The sequence below is a fragment of the Candidatus Competibacter phosphatis genome (assembly GCF_012939995.1).
GTDB classification, from domain to species: domain Bacteria; phylum Pseudomonadota; class Gammaproteobacteria; order Competibacterales; family Competibacteraceae; genus Competibacter; species Competibacter phosphatis.
Genome location: NZ_SPMZ01000008.1, coordinates 76501 through 93744, shown reverse-complemented (window position 1 = coordinate 93744; position 17244 = coordinate 76501). Strand labels below are relative to the sequence as shown.

The 17244-nt window shown below is 60.2% G+C and carries 16 protein-coding genes, 1 tRNA gene and 1 pseudogene; 8 read left to right on the top strand and 10 right to left on the bottom strand.

Going from position 1 to position 17244, the window contains the following annotated elements; genetic code table 11:
• The 5 genes from E4P82_RS02565 to E4P82_RS23365 all read right to left on the bottom strand — a co-directional run.
• Nucleotides 1–634, bottom strand: a 634-nt coding sequence (locus tag E4P82_RS02565) for a translation initiation factor IF-2 associated domain-containing protein (RefSeq protein ID WP_211203000.1), incomplete at its 3' end; no start/stop codon positions are given.
• Nucleotides 635–664: 30 nt separating this feature from the next.
• On the bottom strand, nt 665–2251 hold the full coding sequence (gene nusA, locus E4P82_RS02560; RefSeq protein ID WP_169247424.1) for a transcription termination factor NusA: 1587 nt from the start codon (nt 2249–2251) through the stop codon (nt 665–667).
• A gap of 44 nt (nt 2252–2295) precedes the next feature.
• Complete coding sequence (gene rimP / locus E4P82_RS02555; protein ID WP_312913944.1) at nt 2296–2802, bottom strand: ribosome maturation factor RimP; 507 nt, start codon at nt 2800–2802, stop codon at nt 2296–2298.
• Between the two features lie 178 nt (nt 2803–2980).
• Nucleotides 2981–3057, bottom strand: a tRNA-Met gene (locus tag E4P82_RS02550).
• 72 nt (nt 3058–3129) lie between these two features.
• Nucleotides 3130–4161: a DUF2069 domain-containing protein gene (locus tag E4P82_RS23365; RefSeq protein WP_338140962.1), complete on the bottom strand. Its 1032-nt coding sequence runs from the start codon at nt 4159–4161 to the stop codon at nt 3130–3132.
• A gap of 185 nt (nt 4162–4346) precedes the next feature.
• Here E4P82_RS23365 and E4P82_RS02535 point away from each other — a divergent pair, with 185 nt between their 5' ends.
• From E4P82_RS02535 to E4P82_RS02525, 3 genes are read left to right on the top strand one after another with little or no spacing between them, the layout of a single operon-like run.
• Nucleotides 4347–4652, top strand: coding sequence for a DUF4398 domain-containing protein (locus tag E4P82_RS02535; RefSeq protein ID WP_246327317.1), 306 nt, complete (start codon nt 4347–4349; stop codon nt 4650–4652).
• Between the two features lie 40 nt (nt 4653–4692).
• A complete protein-coding gene (locus E4P82_RS02530) occupies nt 4693–5208 on the top strand; it encodes a TlpA family protein disulfide reductase (RefSeq protein WP_169247422.1) in 516 nt (171 codons plus the stop codon).
• A gap of 21 nt (nt 5209–5229) precedes the next feature.
• The gene (locus tag E4P82_RS02525) at nt 5230–5502 is read left to right on the top strand and encodes an acylphosphatase (protein ID WP_169247421.1); all 273 of its coding nucleotides are present in this window, start codon (nt 5230–5232) and stop codon (nt 5500–5502) included.
• A 392-nt stretch (nt 5503–5894) separates the two neighbouring features.
• Here the strand turns inward: E4P82_RS02525 and E4P82_RS02520 are convergent, their stop codons facing one another.
• The 4 genes from E4P82_RS02520 to E4P82_RS02505 all read right to left on the bottom strand — a co-directional run bounded on the left by E4P82_RS02520 (nt 5895) and on the right by E4P82_RS02505 (nt 9036).
• Nucleotides 5895–6314 (bottom strand): hypothetical protein, encoded by a 420-nt coding sequence (locus E4P82_RS02520; protein WP_169247420.1) that lies wholly within the window; start codon nt 6312–6314, stop codon nt 5895–5897.
• A 2-nt stretch (nt 6315–6316) separates the two neighbouring features.
• Nucleotides 6317–6751 carry a transposase gene (locus E4P82_RS02515; protein ID WP_169247419.1) on the bottom strand — a complete coding sequence of 145 codons (435 nt, stop codon included), beginning with the start codon at nt 6749–6751 and terminating at the stop codon, nt 6317–6319.
• A 68-nt stretch (nt 6752–6819) separates the two neighbouring features.
• Nucleotides 6820–8538, bottom strand: coding sequence for a proline--tRNA ligase (locus E4P82_RS02510; protein WP_169247418.1), 1719 nt, complete (start codon nt 8536–8538; stop codon nt 6820–6822).
• Between the two features lie 27 nt (nt 8539–8565).
• A complete protein-coding gene (locus tag E4P82_RS02505) occupies nt 8566–9036 on the bottom strand; it encodes a DUF4124 domain-containing protein (RefSeq protein WP_169247417.1) in 471 nt (156 codons plus the stop codon).
• A 340-nt stretch (nt 9037–9376) separates the two neighbouring features.
• On the opposite strand from E4P82_RS02505, the gene E4P82_RS02500 reads away from it, so the two are divergent.
• The 5 genes from E4P82_RS02500 (at nt 9377) to pssA (ending at nt 14381) form a co-directional block, all read left to right on the top strand.
• The gene (locus tag E4P82_RS02500) at nt 9377–11122 is read left to right on the top strand and encodes an acetolactate synthase 3 large subunit (RefSeq protein WP_169247416.1); all 1746 of its coding nucleotides are present in this window, start codon (nt 9377–9379) and stop codon (nt 11120–11122) included.
• The gene (ilvN, locus tag E4P82_RS02495) at nt 11119–11622 is read left to right on the top strand and encodes an acetolactate synthase small subunit (protein ID WP_312913936.1); all 504 of its coding nucleotides are present in this window, start codon (nt 11119–11121) and stop codon (nt 11620–11622) included. Before E4P82_RS02500 ends, ilvN begins: the two co-directional genes overlap by 4 nt.
• Nucleotides 11623–11699: 77 nt before the next feature.
• Entirely contained in the window at nt 11700–12713 is a 1014-nt protein-coding gene (gene ilvC, locus E4P82_RS02490) for a ketol-acid reductoisomerase (protein ID WP_169247415.1), read from the top strand.
• Between the two features lie 90 nt (nt 12714–12803).
• The gene (locus E4P82_RS02485) at nt 12804–13544 is read left to right on the top strand and encodes an NYN domain-containing protein (protein ID WP_169247414.1); all 741 of its coding nucleotides are present in this window, start codon (nt 12804–12806) and stop codon (nt 13542–13544) included.
• 42 nt (nt 13545–13586) lie between these two features.
• Nucleotides 13587–14381, top strand: a complete 795-nt coding sequence (gene pssA / locus E4P82_RS02480; protein WP_169247413.1) for a CDP-diacylglycerol--serine O-phosphatidyltransferase — start codon at nt 13587–13589, stop codon at nt 14379–14381.
• A 32-nt stretch (nt 14382–14413) separates the two neighbouring features.
• Here pssA and treY read toward each other — a convergent pair.
• A pseudogene (gene treY, locus E4P82_RS02475) lies at nt 14414–17219 on the bottom strand (malto-oligosyltrehalose synthase).
• Nucleotides 17220–17244 lie beyond the last annotated feature (25 nt).

Genomic DNA, 17244 nt, shown 5'->3' with positions numbered 1-17244 from the left:
CTTCTTCCTCGACTTCAGCCCGGCGACGGGCTTCTTCCTCGACTTCGGCTCGGCGACGGGCTTCTTCCTCGGCTTCAGCCCGGCGACGGGCTTCTTCCTCGGCTTCAGCCAAGCGACGGGTCTCTTCCTCGGCTTCGGCCCGGCGACGGGCTTCCTGTTCCGACGGCTGCGCTTGTACTGCCGTCACCACCACCGACTCAGACCGCACACGACTGGTTTCATCTTCATGATGGAGCCGTTCTTCCACGCCCATCGTTGGCGCGAGCAATTCGACTGGCGTGGGCTCGCGCTGGCGGGAGGTGTCTTCCTCGGCCAAACCGCGCTTGACATAGGTACGCTTTTTGCGTACTTCGACGCTGACGGTTTTAATCTGCCCACCACCACCGCCGGCCATCTTGATTTCGCTATGGGTCTTACGCTTGAGCGTAATCCGTTTGGGCTCGGCCGCCGCGCCTTGGACCGGTCGGTTACCGTGGCTCTTGCGCAAGTGCGCCAATAGATCCATTTTCTGTTTTTCCGTAATCGTCACTTCCGCGCCGCCAACCGGTATACCGGCTTCAGCAAACTGTTCCAATAGGCGATCCACCGGTATGCCGACGACCGTTGCAAACTGCTTGACCGTTACATCCGCCATTTACCACCCCCAGCCCAAGCTCGTTCCCGTCTATCGCTCGTCATTCGAAAACCAAGGCGCTCGCGCCGTCATGATCAGTTTCGCGGCCCGTTCGTCATCCAATCCGGCTATATCGTTGAGATCGTCCACCGACAGCTCGGCCAAATCCTCCATGGTCGCGATCCCGTTACTGGCCAGCGTAAAGGCCAGTTCCTCGTCCATGCCGTCCATCCCCAGCAAATCCTCGGCCGGCCGGGTGCTGTCGATCTGCTCCTCGGCGGCGATGGCGCGAGTCAACAGCACGTCGCGCGCCCGCCCGCGCAATTCCTCGACGATCTCCTGATCGAATTCCGGAATCTCCAGCATCTCGTGGACAGGCACGTAGGCGACTTCCTCCAGGCCGGCGAACCCTTCGCGCACCAGGATCGCGGCGATCTCTTCATCGACCCCCAACTGCTCCACGAACATGCGCGACAAGCCTTCGTCCTCCTGACCGCGTTTGGCCTGGGCCTGGGTTCGGGTCATCACGTTCAGCGTCCAGCCGGTCAACCGGCTCGCCAACTGCACGTTCTGCCCCCCCTTGCCGATCGCCTGCGCCAACTGTTTTTCGTCGGCGACGATGATATCCATGCTATGGGCGTCCTCGTCGACGATAACCGACTCGACCTCGGCCGGCGACATCGCATTCATCACGAAGCGGACCGGATCGTCGTCCCATTGCACGATATCCACCCGCTCGCCGGCCAATTCGTTGGTGACGCTTTGCACCCGGGCGCCACGCATGCCCACGCAAGCGCCGATGGGGTCAATGCGGGCATCCTTGCTCTTGACCGCGATCTTGGCCCGCGAGCCGGGATCGCGCGCCGCGCCCTTGATTTCGATGATGCCCTGGTTGATTTCGGGCACCTCCAGCGAGAACAGCGCGCTCAGAAATTCTGGCGCCACCCGGCTGACGAAGAGTTGAGGACCACGGCTTTCGGTGCGCACATCCTTCAGGTAACCCCGCACCCGCTCGCCAGTCCGGAACGATTCGCGGGGAATCTGATCCTCGCCCATGATCTTGGCTTCGACATTGCCACCCACATCCAGGATCACATCGCTACGCTCCGAGCGCTCGCCACGCTCCGAGCGTCGATCCCGATCCCGCTCCAGGCGCTTGATCACCCCACCGATCAACTCACCCTTGCGGTGCAGATAGGCGTCCACGATCTGCGCTCGCTCGGCGTCCCGCACCTTCTGGACGATGACTTGCTTGGCGGTCTGCGCGGCAATGCGGCCACCGAAATCGGCGTTTTCCAGGAGGATCTCGACATAGCCGCCGGCCTGGACATCCGCCTGGATTCGGCTCGCATCTTCGAGGTTCATCTGCCGGTCCGGGCTCTCGATCTGCGCGGCATCGTCCACGACCAGCCAGCGCCGGAAGGTTTCGTAACCGCCGGTTCGCCGGTTGATCGCCACCCGCACGTCAGGATCGCCCTCGTAGCGCTTCTTGGCCGCCGATGCCAACGCCACTTCCAGGGCGCCAAAAATGATTTCCTTGCCGACGCCTCTCTCGTTGGAAACGGCATCCACGACCAGCAGAATTTCTTTGTGGCCTTCTTTGCTGTCTTTAACGCTAACGCTGTCTTTAACGCGCATGTCGTTCTGCCTCCCAGCCGGAGCCGCACGCTGTCATCCTGCCTTTAGAGTTGGGGCACCAACCGAGCTTTCTCAATCCGCTCAAGCGGCACCTCCCATTCCTGCCCGTCGCTGCTCGCGATCACCACGTCATCGCCGCGCATCCCCAGCAGGTGCCCGACCAGTTTCCGTCGCCCGTCCAGCGGTTCTCTGAGCTGGATTCGAACCACCGCGCCGGCAAAGCGCGCAAAATGCTTGGCCTCGAACAGCGGACGGTCCAAGCCGGGCGAAGAGATCTCCAGAGTGTATGGCCCGGCGATGGGATCCTCGACATCCAGCACGCCGCTCAGTTGATGGCTGACCTGTTGGCAGTCATCCAAAGTGATTCCGTTTTCGCCGTCGATATAAACTCGCAACAGCGCGTTGCCGGGGCGCGGGTGGAACTCCACGCCCACCAGTTCATAGCCCATCGCTTCCACTGTGGCGGCCACTATCCGCCGGAGCATCTGAAAATCCTGGCGCATCTCGATCACCAAATAAAAAGTGGGCCAGCGGCCCACTTCGTTCGCCAATCCGCCTGATCCCTCACGGCGCAAAAAACGCAAGCCGGGGAGTTCCCTCGCCTATCCGCGCGCCGTCTTCTCCCTCAGTCCCGGCGGGCATCCGCCTCACCAACCCGCCTATTTATCAGTTCGAACACGCCTGACGCGGCCCCATAAAAAAAAGCCCTTGACGGGCTTCCTTGGAATTTGGTAGCGGGGGCAGGATTTGAACCTACGACCTTCGGGTTATGAGCCCGACGAGCTACCGGACTGCTCCACCCCGCACCAGAGTTGGTCATACTAACATGATTGAGCGAATCTTTACAAGCCATATGGACCATGTCAGGGCCGTGAGGTTCATCGCTCCTTGGATTCCATCCTGGGCGGCACGCCGCTCTCGAGTTGAACAACATGAGCGGCGGGAACAACGATCGGCTCGTTGACCGCCGCTCGCCACTCCAGGGAACGGGAGCGGACGTACAGAACCGCGCCCAGAAACAGCAATACGCTAAATCCGATTTCGAGCCAGGCCATCCAAGGATGAACCATGGGTCCGGCAACATTGAAAACCCCGACCGTAAAATAAAACAGCGCAAGGAAGCTGGTCCAGGCATGGGTATAAGGGCGGCCGTGCAGCAGACCTCGCAAAGGCATCAGCAGCGGCCCCACCAGCAGGATCAGCACCAAGGCGGTCGGCAACCGGCTCGACGGCTCCAACCAGGCATACCAAAGCAACAACACGCCGAACAGGCCGAAGTAACCCGTTAATACAACTCCACCCCAAAACCGGCTCACACTGCCTCCAATCGCCGCGCGATCCACGCCAATCGCCGACCCAGAGCGCGACACAACCGCTTTTCCTCGGCGGTGAGCACGGCGTTGGATTCCGGCCCGGACCAGTGGCTCGGACCGTACGGCGTTCCGCCGCCGCGGGTTTCGTGCAACGCCGCCTCCGTGAAAGGGATCCCCACCAACAGCATCCCGTGATGGAGTAACGGTAGCATCATGCTCAGCAAAGTGGATTCGTGACCGCCGTGCAAGGTCGAGACCGAAGCGAACACCGCCGCCCGGCTTGCCCGCCAGCGCCCCCGCCAGCCAGAGCCCTCCCGTGGAATCCAGAAAGTACTTGAGCGGTGCCGCCATGTTACCGAAACGGGTCGGGCTACCCAACGCCAAGCCGGCACACTCCCGCAGATCGTCCGGACCCGCATATGGCGCTCCATCGATTGGAATTTCGTCTTCGACCGCCTCGCAAACCGCCGAAACCGCCGGTACGGTACGCAACCGAGCCGTCATGCCTTCCACTTCCTCCACGCCCCGAGCCACTTGGCGCGCCATCTCGGCGGTACCTCCGGTGCGGCTGTAGTACAAGATCAATATTTCCGCCATGTTTCCCACACCTTGGATTTTCAGCGATAAACTTGCCCGAGGCAACGAAACCGCATTGCGGCCATCGGGCGCCTCCTTCTTCTGCACTGGCTTGACGACTGAGACAACCGGTGCTAGTTTACGTAGTGAATTCATCGTTTTACTAGCCAGGCACAGCGGCCTGCCGCCTTCTCAGATTCAAAGCATTGTCCACTCGCGGATCCACCCTGTTCGTTGTTACGGTATTGGCGCTGGCAGCTTGCGCGAGCGCCCCCGTGCAAGAGATGAGCGACGCCCGACAGGCTATTTGGTCGGCCGAGGCCAGCGGCGCGGCGCGGCGCGCGCCCAACACCTTGCAGGCGGCCTGGATTCTGCTGCAAAAAGCCCAAGCGCACTTGGAAACGGGCGCCTACGAAGATGCGCGCCGGTATGCCCTGGACGCACGCGACGAAGCAATCAAGGCCCGAGAGGATGCGGTGCGCAATACTGCGGTTCGACCGGAATCTCCCTAGACTTGCCGCTCCACACCGAGCCCCGCAACCGAGACCTCCAGTGCCCACCATCGCCCCATACCACTCTTATCGGATCGATTTCCGGCCGGCGCTGTTGCTGCTGGCATTGCTGGCGCTGAGCCCTCTCGCCCGCGCGCAAGGCCCGGACTTTACCCTGCCTGGCGTGGACGGTCAGCCGGTGCGGCTGGCCGATTTCCGCGGCCGGTGGGTCATCGTCAATTTCTGGGCGACCTGGTGCACTCCCTGCCTGTTGGAAATGCCGGAATTGCAAGCGTTTCACAAGCAGCACCACGAACGCGCCACCGTGGTCGGCATCAATTTCGAGGATATCGCCCCCTCCGAAATCCGCGCCTTCGTCGAACGACTGGCCATCACCTTCCCCGTGGCGCTGAGCGGCAGCGAACCGCTGCCCGGATTCGAGCTGAAGGGCTTGCCCACCACATTCCTGATTTCACCCACCGGGGAACTCGTCGATACCCACTTGGGGACCGTGAACGCCGCCATGCTCGCGGAGCGGCTGGCTGAATTGGAATCGACCGGTGGTTCGTCCCGCTAGACCAATTCAAGAGGAAGTGCCTTGAAAACCCTGTGCCTCCACTGCCATGTGACCGGCCGCGTTCAGGGCGTCGGCTTCCGTTACGCCACCGCTGAAAAAGCCTGGGGGTTGGGCGTCAACGGTTATGTGCGCAACCTGCCGGACCGGCGGGTGGAAGTCTTGGTCTGCGGGGAAGAAAGAGCGGTGATCGCCTTACGCAACTGGTTGTGGCAAGGTCCGCAAACCGCCCGAGTCACTGACGTCCAATGCGAAACATTGCCCTATCGGGATTTTCACGATTTTCGGATTGACTAGACGAAAAACAATTTTTTTTATTTTTAAGAGAGCTTGACTTATCCACAGGCTTATGCGCTTTCCGTTCTTGGCCATTGTCGCTCGCCATTTTGGTATAAATTCCTCGCTTGATTCCAATTACTAATATAACTTGTTGATAATAAAGAAACCATAAGCTGATCAAAAAAGTCATCAAACCGTCATTCTTCTATTCGCGACGCGGAGTTAGGCCCATGGGGCGAAAGTTATCCACAGAGTTATCCACAGGTTCTGTGGATAACTCCGCATATCCTTCCACGGCATGCCCGCGTCGACCTAAGAAGCTGTACAAAAACACCAAACCGTAAATCAACAGGTTATGCGTAAAAGTCCGTTTACGCATGATATTGGTCGAATACTACCGGAAGTTAATATCATATAATCAATATGTTAGTTTTTATACAGTCTCTAAGGACTACCGGACAAAAACCTGAGCGAAGGAAGATAAGACAAGCGGCTAATTGAATCCAGCCGAGGAATCGTTTGACGGAGCGATCCAACCGGCGGCCGATGCGACCGAACTGGGCGAAGAAGTTGTGGCAACGTTCCACCGCTTGGCGAATCCGGCCGAGGCCTGGTCGGCGCAGGCCCCGCGACGGGGCCTGCAAGCGAAAGCCGGCGGCCTGGGCGCGCGTCCGGCTGGGGCGGTTGCCGTAGGCGCCGTCGGCTTGAGCCGTGGGCAAGCTGCGGACATCGAGTTCCTCCAAAGGTCGAGTCAGAGCCGGTGGCGACACGACCAGCGCGGCAAGCAGCACTTCGGTGTGGCAACCGTCGTTGGCATTGGCCGCGGTCACGACTACTCCCAAGGGCATGGCCCGACCGTCGCACGCGAGTTGCAAGGCAGTCCCGCATTTGGCCCGGTCCACCGGCGAAGGCCCGGTTTGTTCGCCCCTTTTTTGGCCGGCTTCTTGGAGCCGTCGAGGAGGACCTGGTCCCAGTTGATTCCGTGCAGCGCTTGGTAGCGCTCGGCCAACTGCCGCCAGGCTTGATAGAACACATCCAGCGCCAGCCAGACGGCCAACCGCCGCTGGACCGTTTTGTGGGACGGAAACCCGGCCGGGAGCATTTCCCAGGGAATCCCCGCCACTAACACGTAGAGCAAGGCATGGAAACAGTCGCGATTGCTCTTGGGCGGACGACCATTCCCACACCAGATGCGAGCCGGCAAAATCGGCTCGAACAGCGTCCAGATCTCCTCCGGCAAGCAGTGCGCGATGTCTTTCAGTTGCATGGGAACTCACCAAGTAGCCAGACCCGTTACACCGGTAGACCGCTTCTCGGAGGTTTTGTCCGATAGTCCTAATGCCGCTCCCCCACCAGTCGCTCCCGCAACCAACCGAGCAAATCCGCTTGCATCACTCGCGTGTGGTCCGGATCACGCCGACCACGGTACTCTACCTGACCAGCGGCCAGGTTTCGCTCGCTAACCACCACCCGATGCGGAATGCCGATCAATTCCATGTCGGCGAACATCACGCCGGGCCGGGCGTCGCGATCATCCAGCAGGACCTCGATGCCCGCGGCCACCAGTTCCCGATACAGCGCCTCGGTAGCCTCGCGCACCGCCGCCGAGCGCGCCGCGCCGATGGGCAGCAGCGCCACCTGAAACGGGGTCATCGCCGCCGGCCAGACGATGCCGCGTTCGTCGTGGTTCTGCTCGATGGCCGCCGCCACCACTCGCGACACGCCGATACCGTAGCAACCCATGGTGACGATGGCCGGCTGACCATCCTCGCCGAGCACCTCGGCCTGCATGGCGGCACTGTACTTGCGACCAAGCTGAAAAATATGGCCGACCTCGATACCGCGAGCAATGGCCAGCGTGCCTTGTTCGTCGGGACTGGGATCGCCCTGGACCACGCTACGGATATCGGCGACCAGCGGTTCCGGGCAATCGCGGCCGAAATTGACGCCGGTCAGGTGCCAGTCGTCCTGGTTCGCGCCAGCCACCATATCGGCCATCTTGGCCACGGTGCGATCGGCGATCACCGTACCGCCGAAACCGACCGCGCCGAGTGAACCGGGACTGGCGCCAAATGCCGCCCGGATCGCCTCGGGGCTGGCGAAAGCCAGCGGCGCCTTGACCTGTGGCAGCTTTTCGGCCTTGATCGCATTCACCTCATGGTCACCACGCACCAACAGCAGCACCGGTTGCCCGTCCTCACCCTCGACCACCACCGCCTTCACCGTCCGCTCGGCGGGAATCTTAAGGAAATCGCACAGCTCGGCGATGGTCTTGACGCCAGGCGTATGCACGCGCGTCAGGGTTTCGGCTGGCGCCGGGCGCTCGCCGGGTGGAGCCAGCGCTTCGGCCAGCTCGACGTTGGCGGCGTAGTCGCTACCGTCGGAAAAGGCGATGGCATCCTCACCGGATTCGGCCAACACATGAAATTCGTGGGAATGCGCGCCACCGATGCTGCCGGTATCGGCCAGCACCGCGCGAAACCGCAGCCCCAATCGGGTGAAGATGCGTGAGTAGGCGTCGTACATCCGCTCATAGGTTTCCTGTAACGAAGCGGGGTCCAGATGAAAGGAATAGGCGTCCTTCATCAGAAACTCGCGGGCCCGCATCACCCCAAAGCGTGGCCGGACCTCATCGCGGAACTTGGTCTGGATCTGGTAGAAGTTGACCGGCAGTTGCTTGTAACTCTTGATCTCGCGGCGAAACAGATCGGTGATCACTTCCTCGTGCGTCGGACCGAAGCAGAAATCGCGTTCGTGTCGATCCTTGATCCGTAGCAGTTCCGGGCCGTACTTCTGCCAGCGGCCGGATTCCTGCCATAGTTCGGCTGGCTGAACGGCGGGCATGGACAACTCCAGCGCGCCGGCTCGGTTCATTTCCTCGCGCACCACCGCCTCGGTCTTGCGCAGCACGCGCAGACCCAACGGCAGCCAAGTGTAGATACCGGCGGCCAGCTTGCGGATCAGGCCCGCTCGCAACATGAGCTGATGGCTGACAACCTCGGCGTCGGCCGGAGTTTCCTTGACGGTGAACAACGGAAAGCGGGATACGCGCATGAATCGGCCTTATGATGAATCGATGGATCAGGGGTTACAGAAATAATCCTGGTCTTTCTGAGCCTTTTGCAATTCCGTCGCGCGCTGCTGGGCGTCGAGCGCCACCTTGTTGCCCTGCGCATCAGCCTTGACCACTGGCCGGTCGCTTTGCAGCGTTTCCACGTTTTTCTTGGCAACCTCGCAGTTCTTGGCGCGCACATCTTCCTCCTTCCGCGCCTGATCTTGCTGCTGTTGCTGCGTCTTGGCTTCTTCCTCGGCCAATTTCTTGGCCAAATCCTCTTGTTCCTTGGCTAGATCGCGGGCCTGACCGCCTTCCTTTCCGAAGCCGGTGGGCTTGCGTACCGTCTCATAGGACACGCCGGACGGCGGCGGCAATTCGGAGTATTGTATCTGCCCCTGCTCGTCGTTCCACTTGTAGATGAACTGCTGGGCCTGCCCCGTGACGGCGATCCCGCAACCAACCAACACCCATACCGATAACAGCATTCGTTTCGACATACAGCCTCCAATCGACCCTGGAATTGCCGGAGGGAAACAGCGCGCCGGGCACCCGACATCCCGTGCCCATTCCCCGCCAGCACGGCGGGATTTTGCTCAAAAATAAAGTTTATGTAGTATAAGCGGCTAGCAAGACCCGCGCCCAGCGCGTACCGGCGACTTTCATGACGGGTTGCGCCCGCCGGCGCCACCCCCACCGCACGGCGGTCACCCCGCCCTGTCGCGGACCCGGCATACCACCGCACGGACCCGATCATGATACGCCCGTACTGTGGCGAAAGAATGGTTCTGCTGCCTGGCCTATCTCTTAACCCCGATTCACCATGAGGAGTGAACGATTATGGAACTCATCACGGGTGCTGAAATTCTCGTCCGTTGCCTGAAGGAAGAAGGCGTCGAATGCATGTTCGGTTATCCGGGCGGCGCCGTGCTGCACATCTATGACGCCCTGTACGCCCAGGACCATATCAAGCATGTGCTGGTCCGTCACGAACAGGCCGCCGTCCACGCCGCCGAAGGTTACGCCCGCGCCAGCGGCAAGACCGGCGTGGTGCTGGTCACCTCCGGCCCCGGCGTCACCAACGCCGTTACCGGCATTGCCGATGCCTACATGGACTCCATCCCGCTGGTGGTGTTTTCCGGGCAGGTGCCCACGGCGCTGATTGGCAACGACGCTTTTCAGGAAGTCGACGCGGTCGGCATTACCCGGCCTTGCGTCAAGCACAACTTCCTGGTCAGGGACATCAAGAACCTGGCCGAAACCATCAAGAAAGCTTTCTATATCGCCAGCACCGGTCGCCCCGGCCCGGTGTTGATCGACCTGCCGAAGGACATCACCATCGGCAAGGCGGAATTCCATTATCCGAAAAAGATCAAGCTGCGTTCCTACAACCCGACGGTCAAGGGTCACGCCGGCCAGATCCGCAAGGCGGTGGATCTGATCCTATCCGCCAAGCGACCGATGATCTACACCGGCGGTGGAGTGATTCTGAGCGAAGGGTCGCCGGAACTGGTCGAACTCGCCCAATTGCTCGGCTATCCGGTCACCAACACGCTGATGGGATTGGGCGCCTACCCGGCCACCGACCGGCAATTCATCGGCATGCTGGGCATGCACGGCACCTATGAAGCCAACATGGCCATGCATCACTGCGACGTGCTGATCGCCATCGGCGCACGCTTCGACGATCGGGTGACCGGCAAGATCGACAAGTTCTGCCCGGAAGCCAAGATCGTGCATGTGGACATCGACCCGTCGTCGATCTCCAAAAACGTTCAGGTCGATATTCCCATCGTCGGCTCGGTGCCGAGCGTGCTGCGCGGCATGATCAACGTCGTCCGCGACGAAAAGCTCAAGCCCGATACCGAGGCGCTGGACCGCTGGTGGCGACAAATCGACGAGTGGCGGGCCATGAAGTCGCTGAGCTACCGCCAAAGCGACGAGGTGATCAAGCCGCAATACGTGATTCAGAAGCTGTACCAGGTGACCGAAGGCAAGGCCATCGTCGCTTCCGATGTCGGTCAACACCAGATGTGGGCGGCTCAGTACTATCTGTTCGACCGGCCGCGGCAGTGGATCAACTCCGGTGGGTTGGGGACCATGGGTTTCGGCCTGCCGGCGGCGATGGGCGCCAAGCTGGCCTTCCCCGATCAGGACGTGGCCTGCGTGACCGGCGACGGCAGCATCCAGATGATGTTGCAGGAACTGTCGACCATGAAGCAGTACTACACGCCGGTCAAGATCGTGAACCTGAACAATGGCTACCTCGGCATGGTGCGGCAATGGCAAGAGTTCTTCTACCAGAAGCGCTATAGCATGACCTACCTGGAAGCATTGCCGAATTTCGTCATGCTGGCCGAGGCTTACGGCCATGTCGGCATGCGCATCGAGAAGCCGGGCGATGTGGAAGGCGCGCTGCGCGAAGCGTTTGCCATGAAGGACCGCACGGTATTCCTGGACTTTATTACCGATCAAGGTGAAAACGTGTTTCCGATGATCCCCTCGGGGGGCGGCCAGAACGAGATGCTGCTAGCCGAACGCGACGAGATGGTCTCGACTCACGACGAGGGTATGGTGCTGCTGTGAATAACAACAATCGTCATTTGATTTCGATCCTGATGGAAAACGAGGCCGGCGCTCTGTCGCGGGTGGCCAATCTGTTTTCGGCGCGCGGCTACAACATCGAGAGTCTGACGGTCGCGCCCACCGACGACCCAACGTTGTCGCGGCTGACTCTGGTCACCTACGGCAACGAGCAGATCATCGAGCAAATCGTCAAACAACTCAACAAGCTGATCGACGTGGTCAAGCTGATCGACCTCAGCGAAACCGACGCCATCGAGCGCGAACTGATGCTGGTCAAGACCAAGGCCAGCGGCGAGCAGCGGGCCGAAATGAAGCGGCTGGCCGACATTTTCGGCGGGCATGTGCTCGACGTGACCGAGGCGACCTACACCATCGAGCTGACCGGCACAGGCAGCAAGCTGGACAACTTCCTGCGCGCGATCGAGAAGGAAGCCATCCTTGAGGTGGTTCGTTCCGGCGCCACCGGCATCGCCCTCGGGCAGAAGGCGCTGCGCGCCTGAGTTCCCCCACCCCGCGCCGTCCCCACCGGGTCCGCCGGTCGGGATGGCCTGTTCTTCACCGTTCAGGAAATTGCCCCATGAATATCTATTACGACAAAGACGCCGACCTGTCGCTGATCAAGGGTAAAACCGTCGCCATTATCGGCTACGGCTCCCAAGGCCACGCCCACGCGCTCAATCTGCGCGATTCCGGCGTCGAGGTGATCGTCGGCCTACGACCGGGCTCCGCTTCGGCGGTCAAGGCCGAAACCGCCGGCCTGACGGTCAAACCGGTCGAGGACGCGGCGGCGGCGGCGGACGTGGTGATGATCCTCGCCCCCGACGAGCATCAAGGCCAGATTTACCGGCAGATCGAAGCGAAGCTCAAGAAGGGCGCGGCGCTGGCTTTTGCCCATGGATTCAACATCCACTTCGGTCAGATCGTGCCGCGCGCCGATCTGGACGTAATCATGATCGCGCCCAAGGGTCCAGGCCATCTGGTGCGCTCCACCTATACCCAGGGTGGCGGCGTACCTTCCCTGATCGCGGTGGCGCAGGATGCCTCCGATCAAGCCAAGGAAATCGCCTTGTCCTATGCGTCGGCCAATGGCGGCGGGCGAGCCGGCGTGATCGAAACCAGCTTCCGCGAGGAATGCGAGACCGATCTGTTCGGCGAGCAGGTGGTGCTGTGTGGCGGCCTGACCGCGCTGATCCAAGCCGGCTTCGAAACGCTGGTGGAAGCGGGCTACGCGCCGGAGATGGCCTATTTCGAGTGCCTGCACGAGGTGAAGCTGATCGTGGATCTGATCTACGAGGGCGGCATCGCCAACATGCGCTACTCGATCTCCAACACCGCCGAGTACGGTGATTTCACGCGCGGACCGCGCATCGTCACCGAGCAGACCAAAGCCGAGATGCGCAAGATCCTGAACGAAATCCAGACTGGCCAGTTCGCCCGGGAATTCATCCTGGAAAATCAGGCCGGCGCGCCGGTACTCAAGGCCAAGCGCCGGATCAGCCGCGAACATCCGGTCGAGCAGGTCGGCGACAAGTTACGCGGCATGATGCCGTGGATCAAAGCCAACCGGCTGGTGGATACCAGTAAGAATTGACGGGGTAACCGGCTAGTCAGCGGGGCACGATGTCCGTTATTTTCCATTCGTGCTCCGCTTCCTGGACTCGCATCAGGCCGCTTCTTGAAAATGAACGTTGACCTTCCAGTCCAGCGGCGGCTTGCGGTTCTGATCGACGCGGACAATGCCCAGCCAGCGATCATCGAAGGGCTCGTCCGGGAAATCGTCAAATATGGTATCCCCAGCGTCAAGCGCATTTACGGTGACTGGACCACGCCGAACCTGGCGGGATGGAAATCGGTTCTGCTGGATCACTCCATCCAGCCCATCCAGCAATTCCGCTACACGGTCGGCAAAAACGCGACCGATAGCGCCATGATCATCGACGCGATGGATTTGCTCTACACCCGCCGCTTCGATGGCTTCTGCCTGGTCTCCAGCGATAGCGACTTTACGCGCTTGGCATCGCGCATCCGGGAAGAAGGTCTGCTGGTGTACGGCTTCGGTGAGGAGAAAACACCAAAAGCTTTTGTATCCGCCTGCGATAAATTCATTTTCACCAAGGTCCTGCTTACCGAGGAAAATCCAGATACCGCCATCCACAAGCAAGAAACCAAAAAACTTAAGGGAGACACCAAACTCGTGAACCTCTTTCGAAATGCCCTGGAAGCGGCTTCCGACGACAGTGGCTGGGCTCATCTTGGCGCGGTGGGCCATCACATCGCCAAACAGGTTCCTGAGTTCGACTCTCGAAACTATGGCTACAAAAAGCTGGTTGACTTGGTATCGGCCATCACTTTGTTCGAGATCGACAGGCGATCTCAGGGCACCGTTTACATCCGGGACAAGCGCAGCAAACTGCAACCCTAAACGGCTCAGAACAATAACGACCCAAAGCGTCCACTCAACCCGATGACCAGCGAAGAAACCCATGAAACTCGCCGCCCGCGTGGCGTTTACCTGCTACCCAACCTCTTCACCACCGCCGCGCTGTTCTGCGGCTTCTACTCCATCATCGCTGCCTTGCGGGGTCACTTCGAACCTGCCGCCATCGCGGTTTTCATCGCCATGGTGCTGGATGGACTGGATGGCCGGGTCGCCCGGCTGACCCACACCGAAAGCGAGTTCGGCGCTCAATACGACAGCATGGCCGATCTGGTGTCCTTCGGGCTGGCGCCGGCCTTGATCATGTATGAATGGGCGCTGGGAACCATGGCCGAAATGGGACCGTTCTTGTCCAAGCTTGGTTGGCTGGCAGCGTTTTTTTACATGGTGATGGCGGCGCTGCGGCTGGCCCGCTTCAACGTGCAACTGGGTAGCACCGACAAACGCTACTTCATCGGCCTACCCAGCCCGTCGGCGGCGGCCATCGTGACTGGGTTGGTCTGGTTCTGCACCGATCTCGGCCTGACCGGCATGCAAATGCTGTGGCCAGCACTGGCCGTCACCATCGGTGCCGGCGCGCTGATGTTCAGCAATATCCTGTACTTCAGTTTCAAACAGGTCGACTTGCGCGGACCGGTGCCCTTCATGGCGGTCTTGATCGTGGTACTGGTCTTCGTGCTCACCTCCATCGACCCGCCCAAGGTCCTATTCTTCGGCTTCCTGCTGTACGGACTATCGGGACCGATGCTGTTCCTGGCGCGGCTGCGGCAGCGCGCCCGCCGCCGCGCCCAAGGCCTAGGGGAACCCCCAGAACCCAAGTAGGCGCGTGGGCGAGGCGGTACGTACAACCCTCGTCAGTTCTGTACCGACTCGTTGATCAGCAGCGCCACCGGGAAATGCTGGAACACTTCCCGCAACCACAACGCCTCCTCGCCCTGCACGGTTTGTCCGGTTAGGACATTGTGCCAGCGCAGGCGTGAGCCGGTCGGTGGCAATACCCGAGTTTCATGCCAGACCGCCTCGCCCAGCGGGTACTCGCCATCCTTGACCAAGCTACTCGGGAAGCGCGGCACCACCACCAACGCCCGCCGCTCGCCCAGATCCCGGGCGAATGCCACCACATGCGATTTGAGGCTGCCGATCACCGTCAATTTCTGGTAAGCACCGTGCTGGAACAACTCCGATTCGGCTCGCCGCGCCTGCAGGGCTCGATGGATCAGAAACAACTTAATCCGCCCATCCTCCGGCATGGCCAGCAGTTCCGTGATCAGGTGTGGAATGTTCCCCCCCACCATAGTTCTGCAACGCCTTGAGCAGCGCGCCGCGCCGCTCAAAATCCACTGGCCGCCGGTTGTCTGGATCGACCAGGCTCAAATCCCATAATTCGGTGCCTTGGTAAAAATCGGGCAGGCCGGGCGTGGTCAGCTTGAGCAGGGTCTGGCTGAGCGAGTTGAGGATGCCATAGTGTTGAATCCGTCGCTGGAACGGCAAGAACGCTTGCAGAAAAAGGTTGTCCATGCCCGATTGCATCACGCGCTCGGCGAAAGTCAGCAAGGCTTCCTCGTATGGACCGTCGGGCTCCAGCCAGTTGGTGTGAACCTTGGCTTCACGGGTGGCTTTGATCAAATAATCCTTGACCCGCTCGATGAACCCTGGATAGTCCGCCAGATCGAAGGGATAGGCGCCCAGCAAAGTTTGATAGAGCAGGTACTCGTCATCGTTCTCGGGGGCCATCCGGGCGCCGATCTGTACCTTGCGCGACTGGTTAATCTCGTGCCATTCCAGCAACTGCCGTTCCCACTCCTCCGGCATCTCCGACAGCACGTTCAATCGGGCGCGGACATCTTCGCCCCGCTTGGTGTCATGGGTGGCGCTGGCGTTCATCGCATGCGGCCAGGAAGCGACCCGCTGCTGGTTGAAGGCGTGAAACTCATCGAGATCGATGCCGAACTGCAACGGCCCCGCGCCGACTTCATTGAGCGACAGAAGCCGGTTATACACATAGAACACCGTATCCTCGACGCCCTTGGCCATCAGCGGTCCGGTGAACTGCTGCAAGCGCATGATGAAATGCAGCCACTGGTCCTTGTCCTCGGCCGCCATGTGCTCGTCGAATTCCAGACGCAGGAACCGTTCGATGAAATTCAGCTCATTGCGGAAGTTGGGGATATTGAGCCTAGCCTGGGCGATAACCTGCCGGATATGTTCCTGATCCGCCCGGCTGGAGCCGGTCCGACCGATGTAGGTGCGATAGACCGGAAACAGCACCAGAATTTCGATCAGCGCCACCTGGAGTCCGTATAGGGTGAAATCGCTGGCATACCGGTAACGCTCGGAAATGCGCTTGAGCAGATGGGCCAGGTTATCGATATCGCCGGCCAGATGCTTGTCCACGATCATGCGCTTGCTGCCGTCGATCAGCATCTCGCAGGACGTGGTGTTACCGATGAACGAGTGATAAATCCGGGTGAATTCCGCCTCGGCGTCCGGCTGGCAAAACAGGCTATTGACCATGCCGAGAAAATCATAGCCGCTGGTACCTTGGCACGGCCAGTTCACCGGCAATTCCTCGCCATGTTCCAGAATTTTTTCCACGACCAGATAAACATAGGGTACCCGCTCGCGCAGGCGATGCAGATACTGCGCCGGATCGTAGAGACCGTCGATATGGTCGATCCGCAGACCGCTGATCTTCTCCTCGGCCACCAACTTCAGGATCAACTCGTGCGTGAAGTCAAAGACCTTGGCGTCCTCGATCCGCAGCGAGATCAGGTCGTTGATGGTGAAAAACCGCCGATAATTCAGTTCCTCGTTACCAACCTTCCAGTAGGATAACCGGAAGAATTGCTCGTCGAGCAAGCTGTCCATCAGGTCGAAGCTTTCGGGTTTTCCCACTTCGCCATTGAAAATGCGGATATTCTCCTCAATGAACTCGCGTACTTCGGGGCTACCGTTCCACAGCTCCCACAACATCTGCTTGATGAAGGAAATCTGGTCATAGCGCTCCTGCCCTTCCTCGCCGGATGGGATGTACTTGAGCAGGTAAAGCACCCCCAGGAACTTGACGAAGTGCGGATGAGCGCGATCGAGACGGGCGCGCAACCGCCCCAGATCGTAGGTCAGCAATCGATAATAGGACTCGATGCGGATCGGGAAACGGAAATCGTAGTAGTGAACGGCCAGTCCCTGCTTGCTGTAACGCAACTGCAATTCACCGCTTTCCAGGCAGTCGCCGTAGAACTTGCCGAGAAAGGGCGCCAACACCCGACCGCGGATTCCTTCGTACAGATGGTTCCAGTTGATATCGAAGAACTCGTGATAGAGCGAGTCCGGACCATTTTCCAACACATCCACCAACACCCGATTCTGGCTGTCGAAGGCCATGTGGTTGGGCACGATATCCTGCACCCAGCCGATACCCTGTTCCTTCAGTACCTGACTCAGCAGCTCGAACCGCTCCATGCCGCCCAATTCGGGATTGATGGCGTGCGCGTCCACCACGTCGTAACCGTGTTGGCTCCCTTGACGCGGCGTGAGGATCGGCGAGGCGTAGATATCGGATACCCCCAGTTCGGCCAGATAGGGGGCGATGGCGGTTGCGGCGTCGAAGCCGAAATCGGGCGTGAATTGCAGGCGATAAGTCGCGACGGGAATGCGCATCATGGAATTGGGTCCTCGTCGTTGA